The organism is Streptomyces flaveolus (assembly GCF_014648815.1).
Lineage (GTDB): Bacteria > Actinomycetota > Actinomycetes > Streptomycetales > Streptomycetaceae > Streptomyces > Streptomyces flaveolus.
Genome location: NZ_BMRV01000007.1, coordinates 130,693 through 148,727, shown reverse-complemented (window position 1 = coordinate 148,727; position 18,035 = coordinate 130,693). Strand labels below are relative to the sequence as shown.

Below are 18,035 nucleotides of genomic sequence, written 5' to 3'. Positions count from 1 at the left end.
CCGCACCGCTAGCGGATCGGCATCCCCGCCAGGGTCCGCGCGATCACCAGCCGCTGGATCTCGCTGGTGCCCTCGAAGATCGTGTAGATCGCGCTGTCCCGGTGCATCCGCTCCACCGGGTACTCCCGGGTGTAGCCGTTGCCGCCCAGGATCTGGACCGCCTGGGCGGTCACCTTCTTCGCCGTCTCACTCGCGAACAGCTTGGACATCGAGCCCTCGGCGGCCGTGAACGGCTTGCCGTTGACCGCCATCCAGGAGGCCCGCCACACCAGCAGCCGCGCCGCGTCGATCGACGTGCGCATGTCGGCGAGCTGGAAGGCGACGCCCTGGTTGTCGATGATCGGCCGCCCGAACTGCTCGCGGGTCTTCGCGTAGTCGAGGGCGACCTCGTACGCGGCGCGGGCGGTGCCGACGGCCATGGCGCCGACGGCCGGGCGGGACGCCTCGAAGGTGGCCATGGCGGCGTTCTTGACGCGCTCGCCGCCCGCCTTCGCCTTCTCGCGGGCCCTGGCCAGACGCGCGTCCAGCTTCTCCTTGCCGCCGAGCAGGCAGGAGCCGGGGACGCGCACGTGGTCGAGGACGACCTCGGCGGTGTGCGAGGCGCGGATGCCGTGCTTCTTGAACTTCTGCCCCTGGGACAGCCCCGGCGTGTTCGGCGGGACGATGAACGAGGCGTGGCCCTTGGAGCCCAGCTCCGGGTCGACGACCGCGACGACCACGTGGACGTTGGCGATGCCGCCGTTGGTCGCCCAGGTCTTGGTGCCGTCCAGCACCCACTCGTCCTTGGCCTCGTCGTACACGGCGCGGGTGCGCATGGAGGCGACGTCGGAGCCCGCGTCGGGCTCGGAGGAGCAGAAGGCGGCGACCTTCACGTCGTTGGCGTCGCCGTACATCTGGGGGATCCAGGTGCCGATCTGCTCCTCGGTGCCGTTGGCGAGGACGCCGACGGCGGCGAGGCCGGTGCCGACGATGGACAGGGCGATGCCTGCGTCACCCCAGAAGAGCTCCTCCATCGCCATGGGAATGCCGAGGCCGGTGGGGTCGAAATACTGCTGGGCGTAGAAGTCGAGGGAGTAGATGCCGACCTTGGCGGCCTCCTGGATGACCGGCCAGGGAGTCTCCTCACGCTCGTCCCATTCGGCGGCCGCGGGGCGGATGACGTCGGCGGCGAAGCCGTGCAGCCAGTCCCGGACCTCCTTCTGTTCGTCGTTGAGCTCCATGGTGAACTCGGCCATGTCCCCTCCAGTGACGCACGTGCATGTTACTTGCGGTAACGGGAGTCTGTTACCGGCGGGTAGGAAAAGTCAACTCCCCGGGACCCCTCGCCCTCCCGTTCGATGCGCGGTGCCCGCCGGGTGTTAGTTTGCGCAGGCGTCACCGAATCAGCACGGGTGGGGAGAGCACATGGACACCACGCAGCGGACCGATCAGCAGCGGTCCGCCGACCGCCGACGGCGCGAGCTGCTGGAGGCCGCCGACCGGGTGGTGCTGCGCGACGGTCCCCAGGCCTCGATGAACGCCATCGCCGCCGAGGCGGGCATCACCAAGCCGATCCTCTACCGGCACTTCGGGGACAAGGGCGGCCTGTACGCCGCCCTGGCCCAGCGGCACACGGACGCCCTCCTCGCCTCGCTGCGGGCCGCCCTGGACGCCCCCGCGGACCGGCGCAAGCGCGTCGAGGCCACGCTGGACACCTATCTCGCGGCCATCGAGGCGCGCCCGCAGGTGTACCGCTTCCTGATGCATCCGGCGGAGGGCAGCACCGCCGCGGGAGACCAGACCGAGCAGGGCTTCGACGTGGGCAAGCACTCGGCGCCGCTGCTGCGCCGCATGGGCGAGGAGCTGGGCAAGGTCATCGAGGAGCGCCTCGACATGGGCCCCGGCAGCGAGCGGCTGGCCCGGGTCTGGGGGCACGGCATCGTCGGCATGATGCACGCCGCCGGCGACTGGTGGCTGGGCGAACGACCCTGCTCCCGCGCGGAGTTGGTGGCGAGTCTGGCGGATCTGCTGTGGGGCCGGCTGTCCGCGGCCGAGGACAAGGTGGGCGGCCCGGGGTTCTGACATCCGGGTCGCCGGGCCCGGCCTCCCGGCCCGCGCCCTCAGCGGCTCCAGGACGCCCGCGCCACCTGTCTCATCAGCTTCCGGTGGCGTCGGCCCGACAACCGGTCGGCGTAGACCCGGCCTTCCAGGTGGTCGCACTCGTGCTGGAGACACCGGGCGAAGAATCCCGTCCCGTGCACGGTGACGGGCTCCCCGGTCACCGTGAAGCCCTCGACGACCGCGTGGTCGTGGCGCTCGGTGCCCGCCTCCAGGCCGGGCAGTGACAGACAGCCCTCCGGCCCGCGCACCACCACCCCGTCCGTCTCGACGAGCCGCGGGTTCACCACGTGGCCGAGATGGCGCACGTCCTCGTCGTCCGGGCAGTCGTACACGAAGACGCGTACCGGCTCGCCGATCTGGTTCGCGGCCAGGCCGACGCCGTGGGCGGCGTACATCGTCGCGAACAAGTCCTCCACCAGTGCCGCGAGTTCCGGACCGAAGTCCGTCACCTCGTCGCAGGGGGTGTGCAGGACGGGGTCGCCGAGGAGACTGAGGGGCCGTACGCGCCCGTGGACGCCCGGGATGGAGCCGTGTCGCATGACGGTCAGAGTAAGGTCCCTGTGTTCCCCGACGGCACGCGCCCACCGTCGGGGCCGTGTGGCCGGTGCCGCGATTCGGGAGTGCGAATGGATCTCGATAGGCTGAGGTCCACACCACGTGGCCGTCAGGCTTCCCAGGCTTCAGGCGCGGCGCGTACGGCAAGGAGGATCGAGAACTGATGGCAGGCAACTCGGACCCGCTCACGCCGCGGGCCAAGATCGCCGTGACCGCGGGCAAGGCGGTCGCGGCGGCGTCCCGTGCCGCCGGGCGCGGCAGCGGTTCGGTGATCGGCGGCCGGGTCGCGCTGAAACTCGACCCCGACCTCCTCCACCGGCTCGCCCAGCACCTGGACGTGACGCTCGTCTCGGCGACCAACGGCAAGACCACCACCACCCGGCTCATCGCCGAGGCGCTCAAGGCGGCCGGTCCGGTCGTGTCCAACGCGCTCGGCGCCAACATGCCGGCCGGCATCACCTCGGCGCTCGCGGGCGGCGCGGAGGCCCGGTACGGGGTCATCGAGGTCGACGAGAAGTACCTCGTCGGCGTCGCCCAGGCCACCGACCCGAAGTGCATCGCGCTGCTCAACCTCTCCCGCGACCAGCTCGACCGCGCCGCCGAGACCCGGATGCTCGCCGAGAACTGGCGCGAGGGCCTGGCCGGTTCGAAGGCCGTGATCGTCGCCAACGCCGACGACCCGCTGGTGGTGTGGGCCGCCTCCTCCTCCCCCAACGTGATCTGGGTCGCCGCCGGGCAGATGTGGAAGGACGACGCCTGGTCCTGCCCGTCCTGCGGCGGTGTGATGCAGCGTCCGGGCGACGACTGGTTCTGCGGCGAGTGCGGCTTCCGCCGTCCCACGCCGAGCTGGGCGCTCTCCGGCGACCACGTGCTCGACCCGCACGGCTCCGCCTGGCCGATCCACCTCCAGCTGCCCGGCCGCGCCAACAAGGCCAACGCCGCCTCCTCGGCCGCCGTCTGCGCGGTCTTCGGGGTGCCGCCGCAGGTCGCCCTGGAGCGGATGTACCAGGTGCAGGCCGTCGCCGGACGCTACGACGTCGTCCAGTTCCAGGGCCGCGACCTGCGTCTGCTGCTCGCCAAGAACCCCGCGGGCTGGCTGGAGACCTTCTCCCTGATCGACCCGCCGCCGACGCCGGTGATCCTCTCGGTGAACGCGCGCGGCGCCGACGGCACCGACACGTCCTGGCTGTGGGACGTGGACTACACCCGGCTGACCGGCCACCCGATCTGCGTGATCGGCGACCGCAAGCTGGACCTCGCGGTGCGCCTGGAGGTCGCGAACCAGCAGTTCCAGGTGTGCGAGAACCTCGACCAGGCGGTGCAGCTGTGCCCGCCCGGCCGGATCGAGGTCATCGCGAACTACACCGCCTTCCAGGACCTGCGCCGCCGCGTCGGCAACTGACCGCGAGACTTCAGGGGATTTTCGTGAGCGACAACCAACTGCGGATCGTCTGGATCTACCCGGACCTGCTCAGCACGTACGGCGACCAGGGCAACGCCCTCGTCGTGGAGCGCCGGGCCCGCCAGCGCGGCCTCGACGTGGCCCGGCTCGACGTGCGCAGCGACCAGCCGATCCCGACCTCCGGCGACATCTACCTGATCGGCGGCGGCGAGGACCGTCCGCAGCGGCTCGCGGCCGAGCGGCTGCGCCGGGACGGGGGCCTGCACCGGGCGGTGGAGAACGGCGCGATCGTCTTCTCCGTCTGCGCCGGCTACCAGATCCTCGGCCACGAGTTCATCAACGACCTCGGCCAGCGCGAGCCGGGCCTCGGCCTGCTCGACGTGGTCTCGACCCGCGGCGAGGGCGCCCGGTGCGTCGGCGACGTCCTCGGCGACATCGACCCGCGCCTCGGCCTGCCCCCGCTGACCGGCTTCGAGAACCACCAGGGCGTCACCCACCTCGGCCCCACCGCCCGCCCGCTCGCCCAGGTGCGCTTCGGCAACGGCAACGGCACGGGCGACGGCACGGAGGGCGCGTACAACGACACGGTCTTCGGCACGTACATGCACGGCCCGGTGCTGGCCCGCAACCCGCTGATCGCGGACCTGCTGCTGAAGCTGGCCCTCGACGTGAACGCGCTGCCGCCGACCGACGACCGGTGGTACGAGGCGCTGCGCAACGAGCGCATCGCGGCGGCGCAGCAGCCTGCCTGACGCCCTCGAAACGGCCCGTCTGATGATGCATCCGCACAGGTGAGCGGGTACGTCCAGTAGGCGGACGCACGGTTCGGCCCCGCCCCCCTGTACCGCTAGGGTGGCGGGGAATCGAACCGGACAGCGCGGTCCGGACCCGTGCCACGTTGAGAAGGTAACTCGGGCTATGCGCATTGGTGTCCTCACGTCCGGCGGTGACTGCCCCGGCCTGAACGCCGTCATCCGGTCCGTCGTGCACCGCGCCGTCGTCGACCACGGCGACGAGGTCATCGGCTTCCGGGACGGCTGGAAGGGCCTCCTGGAGTGCGACTACCTCAAGCTCGACCTCGATGCCGTCGGCGGCATCCTGGCCCGCGGCGGCACCATCCTCGGCTCCTCCCGGGTCCGTCCCGAGCATCTGCGGGACGGCGTGGAGCGGGCCCGCGGCCATGTCGAGGAGCTCGGACTCGACGCGATCATCCCGATCGGCGGCGAGGGCACGCTGAAGGCGGCCCGGCTGCTGTCCGACAACGGCCTGCCGATCGTGGGCGTGCCGAAGACCATCGACAACGACATCGCGGTCACCGACGTCACCTTCGGTTTCGACACGGCCGTCACCGTCGCCACCGAGGCCCTGGACCGGCTGAAGACCACCGCCGAGTCGCACCAGCGGGTGCTCATCGTGGAGGTCATGGGCCGTCACACCGGCTGGATCGCGCTGCACTCGGGCATGGCGGCCGGCGCCCACGCCGTCGTCGTCCCGGAGCGGCCCTTCGACATCGACGAGCTGACCGCCAAGGTCGGCGAGCGGTTCTCGGCGGGCAAGCGGTTCGCCATAGTGGTGGCCGCGGAGGGCGCCAAGCCGAAGGCGGGCACCATGGACTTCGACGAGGGCGGCAAGGACGTCTACGGCCACGAGCGCTTCGCCGGGATCGCCCGCCAGCTCTCCGTCGAGCTGGAGGAGCGGCTCGGCAAGGAGGCCCGGCCGGTGATCCTCGGGCACGTCCAGCGGGGCGGGACGCCGACGGCGTACGACCGGGTGCTGGCGACCCGGTTCGGGTGGCACGCGGTGGAGGCCGTGCACCGCGGGGAGTTCGGGATGATGACGGCCCTGCGCGGGACGGACATCGCGATGGTGTCGCTGGCCGAGGCCGTGGAGACGCTGAAGACGGTGCCGGACGCGCGGTACGACGAGGCGGAGTGCGTGCTCTGATTCTGCGGTGCCGCTGAGAGCTCGGGTCCGCCGGTTCGTCGCGGACTGCGGGTCGTGGGTGGTCGATCGCGCAGTTCCCCGCGCCCCTTCGGGGGCTCGCAAGCGCCCCCGGTGACGGAAGTCGCCGGGGGCGGTTCTAGTCTTGGTCCGGACAAGCAGCGCTCAACCCCCACGAAACAGGAGCCGGCGGATGGATCACAGCGGGCACGGCATGATGATGGATCTGCCGCCGTTCACGCTGGGGCGAGGTCTCGGCTGGTCGCCGGACCCCTTCTTCCTGATCGCCTGCCTGGTGGGCCTGGCGCTGTACGGCTGGGGTGTCGTCCGGCTGACGCGGCGCGGCGACAAGTGGCCGGTGGGACGGACCGTCGGTTTCGTCGCCGGTGTGCTGAGCATCGGGCTGATGATGTGCACCAAGCTGAACGACTACGGCATGGTCATGTTCAGCGTGCACATGGTGCAGCACATGGTGATCAGCATGATCTCGCCGATCCTGCTGCTGCTCGGCGCCCCGATCACCCTGGCGCTGCGGGCGCTGCCCACGGCGGGCCGGGGCCGCAAGGGGCCGCGCGAGCTGCTGCTGATGCTGCTGCACAGCCGGTACATGCGGATCATCACGCACCCGGTGTTCACCATCCCGCTGTTCATCGCGAGCCTGTACGCGCTGTACTTCACCCCGATCTTCGACTTCCTGATGGGCTCCAAGGTCGGGCACGTCGGGATGATGGTGCACTTCCTCGCCGTCGGCCTGGTCTTCTTCTGGCCGATCATGGGCGTGGACCCGGGGCCGCACCGGCCGGGCTACCTGATGCGGATGCTGGAGCTGTTCGCGGGCATGCCGTTCCACGCGTTCTTCGGCATCGCGCTGATGATGGCGTCCACCCCCATGGTCGACACGTTCCGGAACCCGCCCGCGTCGCTGGGCATCGACGCGCTCTCCGACCAGAACGCCGCGGGCGGCATCGCCTGGGCGTTCAGTGAGGTCCCGTCCGTGCTGGTGCTGCTCGCCCTGGTGGCCCAGTGGTACGCGTCGGACCAGCGGCAGGCGCGGCGCACCGACCGGGCCGCCGATCGCGACGGCGACAAGGAACTCGAGGCGTACAACGCCTATCTGGCCTCACTGAACGCACGCGGCAGCTGATCGGCGGCCCGGTTCAGTAGCATGACGCCCGTCGGGGGAACCGCCCGGGGGGAGCGGTATGTCGCGTCATGCGTCGTCGGAACCACCACCGTCCGAGGTCGGCCGCGTCATCGCCGGCCGCTACCTGCTGCTGCGCCCGCTCGGCGACGGCCGGCCGGGCCGGGTATGGCTCGCCCACGATCAGAAGCAGGCACGCGAAGTCGTGCTCGAGGCCGTCCGCGCCGGCTGCCGGGTCACGCCGGGGCCACAGGGCCGTCCGTACACGGTGACCGTGCACGACGCGGTGGAACACGAAGGCCGGTGCTGGGCCGTCACGGAGCACGTCGCGGGCGCGGTCGACCTGCGGCAGCTGGTGGCCCGGCGCGGCCCGCTGGCTCCGGCCGAGTGCGCCCGGGTCGGGCTGGCCGTGCTCGCCGCTCTCGCCGCCGGGCACGCGCGCGGGGAGCCGTACCGGGGCGTGTCACCGGCGGACGTCCTGCTCGCTCCCGACCGCGCCGGTGTGCCGTACGGGCGGATCCTGCTGGCGGGGCACCGCGCCGCCGGCCCGCAGGACGACGACGGCCTGTTCTCGCTCGGCCGCACGCTGTACTACGGCGTCGAGGGCCGTGATCCCTTCGACCCGGAGTCCGAGGTACCGCGTCCACCGGTGCGGGCCGGTGCGCTGCGGCCCCTGCTGGACGGGCTCCTCGCCCGCGATCCGGCGCTGCGGGTCACCGCCGCCGAGGCGGAGGCGGAACTGGTGTGGATCGTCACACCGCAGACCGACGCGGACCTCCGGCCGGGGACCGCCCCGGCATCGCAGCCGCCCTGGACCGCGATGGCCCCGCCCGTGCCCGCGCCGGACGCGCCGGCCCCCGCGACCCACAGACGCCGGCGTCCGCTCTCCCGCCCCCTGCGTGCCGCCCTGGCCGGGGCCCTCGGTGCGGCCCTCGCCCTCGGCGGCGTCTGGTACGCCCTGGCGGACCGCCCGGCCGACGGGACGGGGACGCCGTACGGCGGCGCCGTGGGGCTCGTGGCGCCGCTGGAGGACGGGGACTGCGTCCGCGCCGACTGGCCGGGCGGGGTCCGGTTCTCCGGCACGCCCCGTCTCACCCTCGACGCGGCCTGCCGGGGCGGGGCGCCCGACGGGCAGGTGATGGCGTTCGTACCCGCGTCGTCCCCAGAAGAGGCCCGGGAGCTGGGGCCGGCGCGGTGCGAGCAGCGGACGCAGGAGATCCGGGGGCGGCTGGCCGGCGTGCGCGGCGTCGCGGTGGTGCCGACCGGGGACGGTTTCGAGGCCGCCGGGCGGCGCACCGCCTGCCTGGTGCTGGGCGTGGACGGGCCGGTGTACGGGCCGCTGGGCCGGCACCGCGAGCCGGGGTCGGTGTTCGCCGACACCGCGACCATGCAGCGGCGGGACTGTCTGGACGTGCGTTCCGTGCGGGAGGTACGGCTGGTGTCCTGCGCGGGTCCGTACGACGAGCAGGTGCTCGGTTTCACCCGGACGGCCGCCGGCGTCCCGCTCGCCGAGGCGTCCGCCGCCGCGGATGCGGCGTGTGCGCGGGACGTGCCGTCGCGTGACTACGGATTCGACCCCTCCCTGTACGAGGCGGGCTCCCGGATCTCGCCGCGCGCCCCGAAAAACGGTGCACATCTCGCCGTCTGCACCGTGCGACGGCAGAACGGGGGCACCATGGAGGGCAACGGACCATGAGGAGGGTGTCGCGATGCCCGGTTCCACGGACAGTTCCACGAAGACCATGGGTGCGCTCACCATCGGAGGCCTGGTCGCGGTGACGGCCTACACGGTGGCGCTCGGCAGCAACGGCTGGCTGTGGTTCGGCTGGGTCGTCCTCGGCCTGATCACGGTCGCCATGGTCGCCACGCGCAGCACCTGAGCCGCGCCGGCCGGCCTCATTCGCGGCCGAGCCGTCCGGCCGAGTGGACGCCCGGCTGGTACTTGGGCAGCCGGGCGGTGATCTTCATGCCGGCGCCGACGGCGGTCTCGATGACGAGGCCGTGGTCGTCGCCGTAGACCTGGCGGAGCCGGTCGTCGACGTTGGACAGGCCGATGCCGCCCGACGGGCTGATCTCGCGCGCGAGGATGCGACGCAGCAGGTCGGGGTCCATTCCCGCGCCGTCGTCCTCGATGACGACCAGGGCCTCCGCGCCCGCGTCCTGCGCGGTGATCTGGATGTGGCACTTGTCCGACTTGCCTTCCAGGCCGTGCTTGACGGCGTTCTCGACGAGCGGCTGCAGGCAGAGGAAGGGCAGGGCGACCGGCAGCACCTCGGGGGCGACCTGGAGGGTGACGGAGAGGCGGTCGCCGAAGCGGGCCCGCACGAGCGCCAGGTAGTGGTCGATGGCGTGCAGTTCGTCGGCGAGCGTGGTGAAGTCGCCGTGCCGGCGGAACGAGTAACGGGTGAAGTCGGCGAACTCCAGCAGCAGCTCGCGGGCGCGCTCGGGATCGGTGCGCACGAAGGACGCGATCACCGCGAGCGAGTTGAAGATGAAGTGCGGCGAGATCTGGGCCCGCAGCGCCTTGATCTCGGCCTCGATGAGCCGGGTGCGGGACTGGTCGAGGTCGGCCAGCTCCAGCTGGACCGACACCCAGCGGGCCACCTCCCCGGCCGCTCGGACCAGGACGGCGGACTCGCGGGGCGCGCAGGCGACGAGGGCGCCGTGCACCCGGTCGTCGACGGTGAGCGGGGCGACGACCGCCCAGCGCACCGCGCAGTCGGGGGTGTCGCAGGTGAGGGGGAAGGCCTCGCCGCGGCCGGTCTCCAGCGGTCCGGCGAGGCGCTCCATGATCTCGGCGCGGTGGTGGGCGCCCACGCCGTCCCAGACCAGGACCTCCTTGTGGTCCGCCAGGCACAGCGCGTCGGTGCCCAGCAGGGAGCGCAGCTTGCGGGCCGACTTGCGGGCGGTCTCCTCGGTCAGGCCGGCGCGCAGCGGCGGGGTGGCGAGGGAGGCGGTGTGCAGGGTCTGGAAGGTGGCGTGCTCGACCGGGGTGCCGAGCCCGCCGAGGTTCTGCGGCCGGGCCGTGCGCCGCCCCAGCCAGAAGCCCGCGGCCAGCAGGGGCAGCACGGCGACGACCAGGCCCGCCAGGAATCCGCTCACGGCGTCACCTCCTTGCGCAGGTCGTCCGCGCGCCGTTCCTCGGTGCGCAGCTCCTCGGTGCCGAGCTCCTCCGGCAGGTGGAAGCGGGCCAGTATCGCCGCGGTCCCGGCCGGTACCCGGCCCGGGGTGGCCAGGGAGACCAGGACCATGGTGAGGAAGCCCAGCGGCACCGACCACAGGGCGGGCCAGGCGAGCAGCGCGTGCAGCGCGCCGCCGCCGCCCGGGAAGCCGCCCATGGTCGCGGCGACGGCGAGCAGGGCGGAGCCGCCGCCCACCAGCATCCCCGCCGCCGCGCCGGGCGGGGTCAGCCGCCGCCACCAGATGCCGAGGACGAGCAGCGGGCAGAAGGAGGAGGCCGACACGGCGAAGGCGAGACCGACGGCGTCGGCCACGGGCAGCCCGCCGACCAGGGCGCTCGCCGCCAGCGGCACGGCCATGGCAAGCAGGGTGCCGAGCCGGAAGTGCGGTACGGCACGGGACGGCAGCACGTCCTGCGTGAGGACGCCCGCGACGGCCATGGTCAGCCCGGACGCCGTGGACAGGAACGCGGCGAAGGCGCCGCCCGCGACCAGGGCGCCGAGCAGGTCGCCGCCCACTCCCCCGATCACCCGGTCCGGCAGCAGCAGGACGGCGGCGTCGGCGTCGCCGGTGAGGGTCAGCTCCGGGGCGTAGAGGCGGCCGAGGGCGCCGTAGACGGGTGGCAGCAGGTAGAAGGCGCCGATCAGGCCGAGGACGGCGACGGTGGTGCGGCGGGCGGCGACGCCGGTCGGGCTGGTGTAGAAGCGCACCACGACGTGCGGCAGGCCCATGGTGCCGAGGAAGGTGGCGAGGATCAGCCCGTAGGTGGCGTACAGCGGGCGTTCGGTGCGGCTCTCGGCCCGCGAGGGCGACAGGGCGTCGTCGGCCCCGCGTCCGGCGGCGGGGACCGGGGTGCCCTCGGTGAAGGTGAGGCGGGTGCCGGACCCGATGTGATGGGTGCCGGTGGGAAGTCGGACCCGGGTGCCGTCGAGGGCGCGGCCGTCGACGGTGCCGTCGACGGTGACGGTGAGCGGCCGGTCGAGTTTGAGGGTGAGGGCGTCGCCGACCCTGACGGACCGCTGCTCGCGGAAGGTGGCCGGTTCCTCGAAGGCGCGGCCGGGCGCGCCGTCGCCCTGCCAGGCCAGGACCAGGAAGAGCGCCGGGACGAGCAGGGCGGTGAGCTTCAGCCAGTACTGGAAGGCCTGCACGAAGGTGATGCTGCGCATGCCGCCGGCGGCGACGATGGCGACGACGACGACCGCGACGATCACTCCGCCGAGCCAGTCGGGCGCGCCGGTCAGCACGGTCAGCGTCAGCCCGGCGCCCTGCAGCTGGGGCAGCAGGTACAGCCAGCCGACGCCGACGACGAAGCCGCCCGCCAGCCGCCGTACCGCCTGGGAGGCGAGCCGGGCCTCGGCGAAGTCGGGCAGGGTGTAGGCGCCGGAACGACGCAGCGGGGCGGCGACGAAGAGCAGCAGGACCAGGTAGCCGGCGGTGTAGCCGACCGGGTACCAGAGCATGTCGGAGCCCTGGACGAGGACCAGGCCGGCGATGCCGAGGAAGGACGCGGCGGAGAGGTACTCGCCGCTGATGGCGGCGGCGTTGAGGCGGGGGCCGACGGTGCGGGAGGCGACGTAGAAGTCGGAGGTGGTGCGGGAGACGCGCAGGCCGAACGCGCCGACCAGCACGGTGGCGACGGCGACGAGGGCGACGGCGGGTATCGCGTAGTTCGGGTTCATCGGTCCTCGACGAGGCGGACGAAGTCGCGTTCGTTGCGCTCGGCGCGGCGGACGTACCAGCGGGCGAGGAGGACGAGCGGGGCGTACAGGCCGAAGCCGAGGACGGCCCATTCGAGGCGGCGGGCGTCGGGCATCACCGCGAACAGCAGCGGCAGCGGGCCGACGAGCAGCCCGAGCACGGCGAAGGCGGTGAGTCCGGCGCGCAGCTGGCTGCGCATCAGGGAGCGGACGTAGGTGTGGCCGAGGGTGGTCTGCTCGTCGATCTCGGTGCGCGGGCGGTAGTAGCCGGAGGCCCCAGGGGTGCGTCTGGGCGGGCCGGTGACGGTGACGCGGCGTTCGGCGGGGTCCTGGGGCACGCTCACGGCCTCCGCATGAGCAGGTCCCGCAGTTCGCGGGCGTGGCGCCGGCTGACCTGGAGTTCCTCGGCGCCGACCAGGACGCTGACGGTACCGGCGTCCAGGCGGAGTTCGCCGATGTGGCGCAGGGCGACCAGGTGGCGGCGGTGGATGCGGACGAAGCCGCGGGCGCGCCAGCGCTCCTCCAGGGTGGACAGGGGGATGCGGACGAGGTGGCTGCCCTTGTCGGTGTGCAGGCGGGCGTAGTCGCCCTGGGCCTCGACGTGGGTGATGTCGTCGACGGCCACGAAACGGGTGACGCCGCCGAGTTCGACGGGGATGTGGCCGGGGTCCGGTTCGTGCACGGGGATGCGGGGGGCGGCTCCGGCGGTGCCGCGCTGTTCGACGACGCGGCGGACCGCCTCGGCCAGCCGTTCCGTGCGGACGGGTTTGAGGACGTAGTCGACGGCCTTGAGGTCGAAGGCCTGGACGGCGAAGTCCTCGTGCGCGGTGACGAACACGACCAGCGGCGGCCGGGCGAATCCGGTGAGCAGCCGGGCGAGGTCCAGTCCGTCGAGGCCGGGCATCTGGATGTCGAGGAAGACGACGTCGATGGCCTCGGGGCCGTGCGGTCCGGACTCCAGGGCGCGGTTGATGCGGCGCAGCGCCTCGGTGGCGTCGCCGGCGCCCTCCACGCTGCCGATCCGCGGATCGGCGTCGAGCAGGTAGAGCAGTTCCTCCAGCGAGGGGCGTTCGTCGTCGACGGCGAGGGCGCGCAGCATGAACGTGGAGTGTAGGTGGAATCCGGACGCCTGGACATGGCTGGCTACAGTGCGGGCATGAACAGCAGGCCCTCGCCCTTCGACGAGCTCGACCGGAAGATCGTCACCGCCCTGATGGCGAACGCCAGGACGTCCTTCGCGGAGATCGGCACGGGGATCGGGCTGTCCGCGACGGCGGTCAAGCGCCGGGTGGACCGGCTGCGCGAGACCGGCGTGATCACCGGGTTCACGGCGACGGTGCGGCCGTCCGCGCTGGGCTGGCGCACCGAGGCGTACGTGGAGGTGTACTGCGAGGGGGCGGCGCCGCCGAGGCGGCTGGCGGAGGTCGTGCGGGGCTACCCGGAGATCACGGCGGCGATGACGGTGACCGGAGGGGCGGACGCGCTGCTGCACGTGCGGGCGCGGGACGTGGAGCACTTCGAGGAGGTGCTGGAGCGGATCCGGGCGGAGCCGTTCATCCGGAAGACGATCAGTGTGATGGTGCTGTCGCACCTGCTGCCGGACAGTCCGGAGGCCGGGGCGAACCATCCGGCGCCGGAGGGCGCAGCAGACGTGCGCTGACCTGGCCGAGGACGCAGCGATCGTGCGCCGACACGCAGCTCTCGTCGCTTGTCGTCCGTCCGGGTCGCTTCCTACCGTGGTGTCATCCCGCAGTCACCATCAGTTAGGAAGCGGAGGAACCCCTCTGTGTCCGACTCCCGTGTGCCGCGCCGGCGGCGCTTCCTCGTCTGCGAACCCAGACACTTCGCCGTGCAGTACGCGATCAACCCGTGGATGTGTTCCGGGGAGCCCGTCCACACGGGCCGTGCGCTGACCCAGTGGCGCGCGCTGATCGACACCTACCGCCTCCACGGGCACACCGTGGACACCGTCACGCCGGTCCCCGGACTGCCCGACATGGTGTTCGCCGCCAACGCGGCCCTCGTCGTGGCGGGCCGGGTGTTCGGCTCGCTGTTCCACGCGCCGGAACGCCGCCCCGAGTCCGTCCCCTACGAGACCTGGTTCAAGGGCGCGGGCTTCGACGTGCACCTGCCCGAGGCAATCTGCGAGGGCGAGGGCGACCTCGTGCCGGTGGGCCGCTGGATCCTGGCCGGCACCGGTTTCCGCACCACGCCCGAGGCGCATCGCGAGGTGCAGGAGTACTTCGGGCGGCCGGTGGTGTCGCTGACGCTGGTGGACCCGTACTTCTACCATCTGGACACGGCCCTGTTCGTCCTCGACGACGGGCACGACGGGAGTGACGGCAACATCGTCTACTACCCCGGGGCGTTCTCCCCCGGCAGCCGTGAGGTGCTGGAGCGGCTCTACCCGGACGCGGTGCTCGCCACCCGTGAGGACGCCATGGCGTTCGGGCTCAACTCCGTGTCCGACGGGCGGCACGTGTTCATCTCGCCGGCGGCGCGGGAACTCGCCGACCGGCTCGCGGGCCTCGGTTACGTCCCCGTCCCCGTCGACCTGTCCGAGTTCCACAAGGCCGGTGGCGGCATCAAGTGCTGCACCCAGGAGATCCGGGAGATCCGCTCATGACCGCACCCGCCCGCAGCCGTGGCTCCGAGGAGCTCATCCGCGCGGAGGAGCCCGTCCTCGCCCACAACTACCATCCGCTGCCCGTGGTCGTGGCCCGCGCGGAGGGCGCCTGGGTCGAGGACGTGGAGGGCCGCCGCTATCTGGACATGCTGGCCGGCTACTCGGCGCTCAACTTCGGTCACCGCCACCCGGCCCTGATCGACGCCGCGCACCGCCAGCTGGACCGGCTGACGCTGACCTCGCGGGCCTTCCACAACGACCGGCTCGCGGGGTTCGCCGAGCGGCTGGCCGCGCTGACCGGCACGGACATGGTGCTGCCGATGAACACCGGCGCGGAGGCGGTGGAGAGCGGCATCAAGGTGGCCCGCAAGTGGGCGTACGACGTGAAGGGCGTCCCGGCGGACCGGGCGACGATCGTGGTCGCCGCGGACAACTTCCACGGCCGTACGACGACGATCGTGAGCTTCTCGACGGACGAGACGGCCCGCTCGGGCTTCGGCCCCTTCACCCCCGGCTTCCGGATCGTGCCGTACAACGACCTGGCGGCCCTGGAGGCGGCGGTCGACGAGACGACGGCGGCCGTGCTGATCGAGCCGATCCAGGGCGAGGCCGGTGTCAACATCCCCGACGACGGCTATCTGGCGGGGGTGCGGGAGCTGACCCGGCGGGCGGGCTGCCTGTTCGTCGCGGACGAGATCCAGTCGGGCCTGGGCCGTACCGGGCACACCCTGGCCGTCGAGCACGAGTCGGTCGTCCCGGACGTGGTGCTGCTGGGCAAGGCGCTGGGCGGCGGCATCGTGCCGGTGTCGGCGGTGGTCGGCCGCCGGGACGTCCTCGGTGTGCTGCACCCGGGTGAGCACGGTTCGACCTTCGGCGGCAACCCGCTGGCCGCCGCGGTCGGCACGGCGGTGGTGGAGCTGCTGGAGACCGGCGAGTTCCAGCGCCGGGCGGCCGAGCTGGGCGCGGTGCTCCGCGAGGGCCTGGAGGCGCTGGTCGGCAAGGGCGTCGTCGGTTTCCGGGCGCGGGGGCTGTGGGCGGGGGTCGACGTGGACCCGGCGCTCGGCACCGGCCGCGAGGTCAGTGAGCGGCTGATGCGCGAGGGCATCCTGGTCAAGGACACCCACGGCTCCACGATCCGCCTGGCGCCGCCGCTGACGGTGACCGGCGAGGAGCTGCGGGGTGCGCTCGGGACGCTGGAGAAGGTCCTGACCTCCTGAGCGTCCGCGTCAGGGAGCGGCTCGGCCCCGGTCGAGCCGCTCGACGTGGGTGACGTTGCCGCGGTCCTCGGCGTCCTCGCTGGGTCCGGCCGCGAACCAGGCGTCGAGGATCTCCCGCAGCAGCGGCGGGGAGGTGAGCCGCAGGCTGAGGGCGAGCACGTTGGCGTCGTTCCAGCGGCGTGCCCCGTCGGCCGTGTACGCGTCGGTGCACAGGGCCGCCCGTACGCCGGGGACCTTGTTCGCCGCGATCGAGGCGCCCGTGCCGGTCCAGCAGCACACGACCGCCTGGTCGGCCGCGCCGGCGGCGACGTCGTGCGCCGCCCGCTCCGAGCACACCGCCCACCGGGGGTCCTCCCCGGGGCGCAGCGCACCGTGCGTCAGCACCTCGTGACCGCGTCCGCGCAGCTCCTCCACGAGGAGGCCGGCCACGGGTTCGTCCATGTCGGAGGAGACGGAGATCCGCATGTGCGCAGGGTACTCAGTGCGGCCGCTCACCTCATCGGCGCAACCACATGACTGACGTCACGCCCATAACCAGCATGATCGGGGGAACGGTACGACCCGAGAAACGTACGACCGAGCAGTGCTCCACCGGAGTGTCTGCGCGTGGAAAGGGAGGCCGTCACGTCCCCCAACGAGAACGGCCCAGAGCCCGACGCCGCGGCGATCCGCCGCCATCCGGCGCTGTTCCGGGCCATCAGACGTCGGCAGAACCCCCGGCTCCGGCGGTCGGACATCACCGTCACGGACGAGGCCGCGGTCAAGCGGGCCGTGAAGGCGGCCTCTCTGGGCAACGCCATGGAGTGGTTCGACTTCGGCATCTACGCCTATCTCGCCGGCACCATCGGCCGCGTGTTCTTCCCGTCCGGGAGCGACACCGCGCAGTTGCTGTCCTCGTTCGCCACCTTCGCCGTGGCGTTCCTGGTGCGCCCGCTCGGCGGCATGGTCTTCGGCCCGATGGGTGACAAGATCGGCCGCAAGAAGGTGCTCGCGCTGACGATGATCCTCATGGCGATCGGCACCGCCGCCATCGGGCTCATCCCCAGCTACGACGCGATCGGCTTCTGGTCCCCGCTCCTGCTGATCCTCTTCCGCCTGCTGCAGGGCTTCTCCACCGGCGGCGAGTACGGCGGCGCGTCCACCTTCATCGCCGAGTACGCGCCCGACAAGCGGCGCGGCTTCTTCGGCAGCTTCCTGGAGCTGGGCACCCTCGCCGGGTACACCGGCGCCGCCGGTCTCGTCACCGCGCTCACCGCGTGGCTCGGCAGCGACACCATGGACGCCTGGGGCTGGCGCATCCCCTTCCTGCTGGCCGCTCCCCTCGGCATCGTCGGTATCTATCTGCGGCTGAAGCTGGACGACACGCCCGCGTTCCTCAAGCTGGAGGACTCCCAGGTCCACGTCTCCGAGGCGGCGAACGCGGTGGAGACCACCGCCCGGGGCGACCTCGCCAAGATCTTCCGCACGCACTGGCGCGCGCTGGTGCTGTGCATCGCGCTGGTCGGCGCGTACAACATCACGGACTACATGCTGCTGTCGTACATGCCGACGTACCTGTCGGACGAGCTGGACTACAGCGAGAGCCACGGTCTGCTGATCCTGGTGGCAACGATGGTGCTGCTGATGCTGATCATCAACCAGGTGGGCCGGCTCTCCGACCGCTTCGGCCGCAAGCCCGTGCTGATGACCGGCATGGTCGGGTTCTTCGTCCTGTCCGCCCCGGCTTTCGTACTGGTGCGGAACGGCAGTCTGCTCGCCGTCTCGGGCGGCATGCTGCTGCTCGGCCTGTCCCTGGTCTGTCTGCTCGGCACGATGTCCGCGGCGCTCCCGGCGATGTTCCCCACCAACGTCCGGTACGGGTCCCTCTCGGTCGGCTACAACCTGTCGACGTCGCTGTTCGGCGGCACCACGCCGCTGGTCATCACCGCGCTGATCAGCGTCACCGGCTCCGACATGATGCCCGCCTACTACTCGATGGCCGCGGCCCTGGTCGGTGTCGTGGCGGTGGCCTGCATGAAGGAGACGGCCCAGCAGCCGCTCGCCGGATCCCCGCCCTCGGTGCAGACCGAGGAGGAGGCGGCGGAGCTGGTGGAGGCGCAGGCGCCGACGCCGAAGTTCTGAGCGACCGGCGAACTCGACGGGGCGCCACCCTCAGGGGTGGCGCCCCGTTCTCCGT

18 protein-coding genes are annotated in these 18,035 nt (G+C 72.4%); 11 read left to right on the top strand and 7 right to left on the bottom strand.

Annotated elements, in window-relative coordinates; all coding sequences use genetic code 11:
* Positions 1 to 8 precede the first annotated feature (8 nt).
* Positions 9 to 1,235 (bottom strand): acyl-CoA dehydrogenase family protein, encoded by a 1,227-nt coding sequence (locus IEZ05_RS18405; protein WP_189231226.1) that lies wholly within the window; start codon positions 1,233 to 1,235, stop codon positions 9 to 11.
* Between the two features lie 169 nt (positions 1,236 to 1,404).
* On the opposite strand from IEZ05_RS18405, the gene IEZ05_RS18400 reads away from it, so the two are divergent.
* The gene (locus IEZ05_RS18400; protein WP_189231225.1) at positions 1,405 to 2,061 is read left to right on the top strand and encodes a TetR family transcriptional regulator; all 657 of its coding nucleotides are present in this window, start codon (positions 1,405 to 1,407) and stop codon (positions 2,059 to 2,061) included.
* Between the two features lie 38 nt (positions 2,062 to 2,099).
* On the opposite strand, the gene def is transcribed toward IEZ05_RS18400, so the two are convergent.
* A complete protein-coding gene (def, locus tag IEZ05_RS18395; protein WP_189231224.1) occupies positions 2,100 to 2,639 on the bottom strand; it encodes a peptide deformylase in 540 nt (179 codons plus the stop codon).
* Between the two features lie 179 nt (positions 2,640 to 2,818).
* Here def and IEZ05_RS18390 point away from each other — a divergent pair, with 179 nt between their 5' ends.
* The 6 genes from IEZ05_RS18390 (at position 2,819) to IEZ05_RS18365 (ending at position 9,019) form a co-directional block, all read left to right on the top strand.
* Positions 2,819 to 4,057 (top strand): MurT ligase domain-containing protein, encoded by a 1,239-nt coding sequence (locus IEZ05_RS18390; protein WP_189231223.1) that lies wholly within the window; start codon positions 2,819 to 2,821, stop codon positions 4,055 to 4,057.
* Positions 4,058 to 4,080: 23 nt separating this feature from the next.
* A complete protein-coding gene (locus IEZ05_RS18385; RefSeq protein WP_189231222.1) occupies positions 4,081 to 4,809 on the top strand; it encodes a type 1 glutamine amidotransferase in 729 nt (242 codons plus the stop codon).
* Between the two features lie 166 nt (positions 4,810 to 4,975).
* Complete coding sequence (locus IEZ05_RS18380) at positions 4,976 to 6,001, top strand: 6-phosphofructokinase (protein ID WP_189231221.1); 1,026 nt, start codon at positions 4,976 to 4,978, stop codon at positions 5,999 to 6,001.
* A gap of 190 nt (positions 6,002 to 6,191) precedes the next feature.
* The gene (locus tag IEZ05_RS18375; RefSeq protein ID WP_189231220.1) at positions 6,192 to 7,142 is read left to right on the top strand and encodes a cytochrome c oxidase assembly protein; all 951 of its coding nucleotides are present in this window, start codon (positions 6,192 to 6,194) and stop codon (positions 7,140 to 7,142) included.
* Between the two features lie 58 nt (positions 7,143 to 7,200).
* Complete coding sequence (locus IEZ05_RS18370; protein ID WP_189231219.1) at positions 7,201 to 8,835, top strand: septum formation family protein; 1,635 nt, start codon at positions 7,201 to 7,203, stop codon at positions 8,833 to 8,835.
* 13 nt (positions 8,836 to 8,848) lie between these two features.
* A complete protein-coding gene (locus IEZ05_RS18365) occupies positions 8,849 to 9,019 on the top strand; it encodes a hypothetical protein (RefSeq protein ID WP_171990989.1) in 171 nt (56 codons plus the stop codon).
* Positions 9,020 to 9,035: 16 nt separating this feature from the next.
* Here IEZ05_RS18365 and IEZ05_RS18360 read toward each other — a convergent pair whose 3' ends face one another.
* From IEZ05_RS18360 to IEZ05_RS18345, 4 genes are read right to left on the bottom strand one after another with little or no spacing between them, the layout of a single operon-like run.
* Positions 9,036 to 10,241, bottom strand: coding sequence for a sensor histidine kinase (locus tag IEZ05_RS18360; protein ID WP_189231218.1), 1,206 nt, complete (start codon positions 10,239 to 10,241; stop codon positions 9,036 to 9,038).
* Positions 10,238 to 11,998 carry a sodium/solute symporter gene (locus IEZ05_RS18355; protein WP_189231217.1) on the bottom strand — a complete coding sequence of 587 codons (1,761 nt, stop codon included), beginning with the start codon at positions 11,996 to 11,998 and terminating at the stop codon, positions 10,238 to 10,240. Before IEZ05_RS18355 ends, IEZ05_RS18360 begins: the two co-directional genes overlap by 4 nt.
* Positions 11,995 to 12,354 carry a hypothetical protein gene (locus tag IEZ05_RS18350; RefSeq protein ID WP_189231443.1) on the bottom strand — a complete coding sequence of 120 codons (360 nt, stop codon included), beginning with the start codon at positions 12,352 to 12,354 and terminating at the stop codon, positions 11,995 to 11,997. Before IEZ05_RS18350 ends, IEZ05_RS18355 begins: the two co-directional genes overlap by 4 nt.
* Before the next feature lie 2 nt (positions 12,355 to 12,356).
* On the bottom strand, positions 12,357 to 13,115 hold the full coding sequence (locus IEZ05_RS18345; protein ID WP_189231216.1) for a LytR/AlgR family response regulator transcription factor: 759 nt from the start codon (positions 13,113 to 13,115) through the stop codon (positions 12,357 to 12,359).
* A 57-nt stretch (positions 13,116 to 13,172) separates the two neighbouring features.
* On the opposite strand from IEZ05_RS18345, the gene IEZ05_RS18340 reads away from it, so the two are divergent.
* The 3 genes from IEZ05_RS18340 (at position 13,173) to rocD (ending at position 15,859) form a co-directional block, all read left to right on the top strand.
* Entirely contained in the window at positions 13,173 to 13,676 is a 504-nt protein-coding gene (locus tag IEZ05_RS18340; protein ID WP_189231215.1) for an Lrp/AsnC family transcriptional regulator, read from the top strand.
* 126 nt (positions 13,677 to 13,802) lie between these two features.
* Positions 13,803 to 14,642 carry a dimethylargininase gene (gene ddaH, locus IEZ05_RS18335; protein WP_189231214.1) on the top strand — a complete coding sequence of 280 codons (840 nt, stop codon included), beginning with the start codon at positions 13,803 to 13,805 and terminating at the stop codon, positions 14,640 to 14,642.
* A complete protein-coding gene (gene rocD, locus IEZ05_RS18330) occupies positions 14,639 to 15,859 on the top strand; it encodes an ornithine--oxo-acid transaminase (RefSeq protein WP_189231213.1) in 1,221 nt (406 codons plus the stop codon). Before ddaH ends, rocD begins: the two co-directional genes overlap by 4 nt.
* Positions 15,860 to 15,868: 9 nt before the next feature.
* On the opposite strand, the gene IEZ05_RS18325 is transcribed toward rocD, so the two are convergent.
* On the bottom strand, positions 15,869 to 16,324 hold the full coding sequence (locus tag IEZ05_RS18325) for an RpiB/LacA/LacB family sugar-phosphate isomerase (protein ID WP_189231212.1): 456 nt from the start codon (positions 16,322 to 16,324) through the stop codon (positions 15,869 to 15,871).
* A 141-nt stretch (positions 16,325 to 16,465) separates the two neighbouring features.
* On the opposite strand from IEZ05_RS18325, the gene proP reads away from it, so the two are divergent.
* Positions 16,466 to 17,980, top strand: a complete 1,515-nt coding sequence (proP, locus tag IEZ05_RS18320) for a glycine betaine/L-proline transporter ProP (protein ID WP_189231211.1) — start codon at positions 16,466 to 16,468, stop codon at positions 17,978 to 17,980.
* Positions 17,981 to 18,035 lie beyond the last annotated feature (55 nt).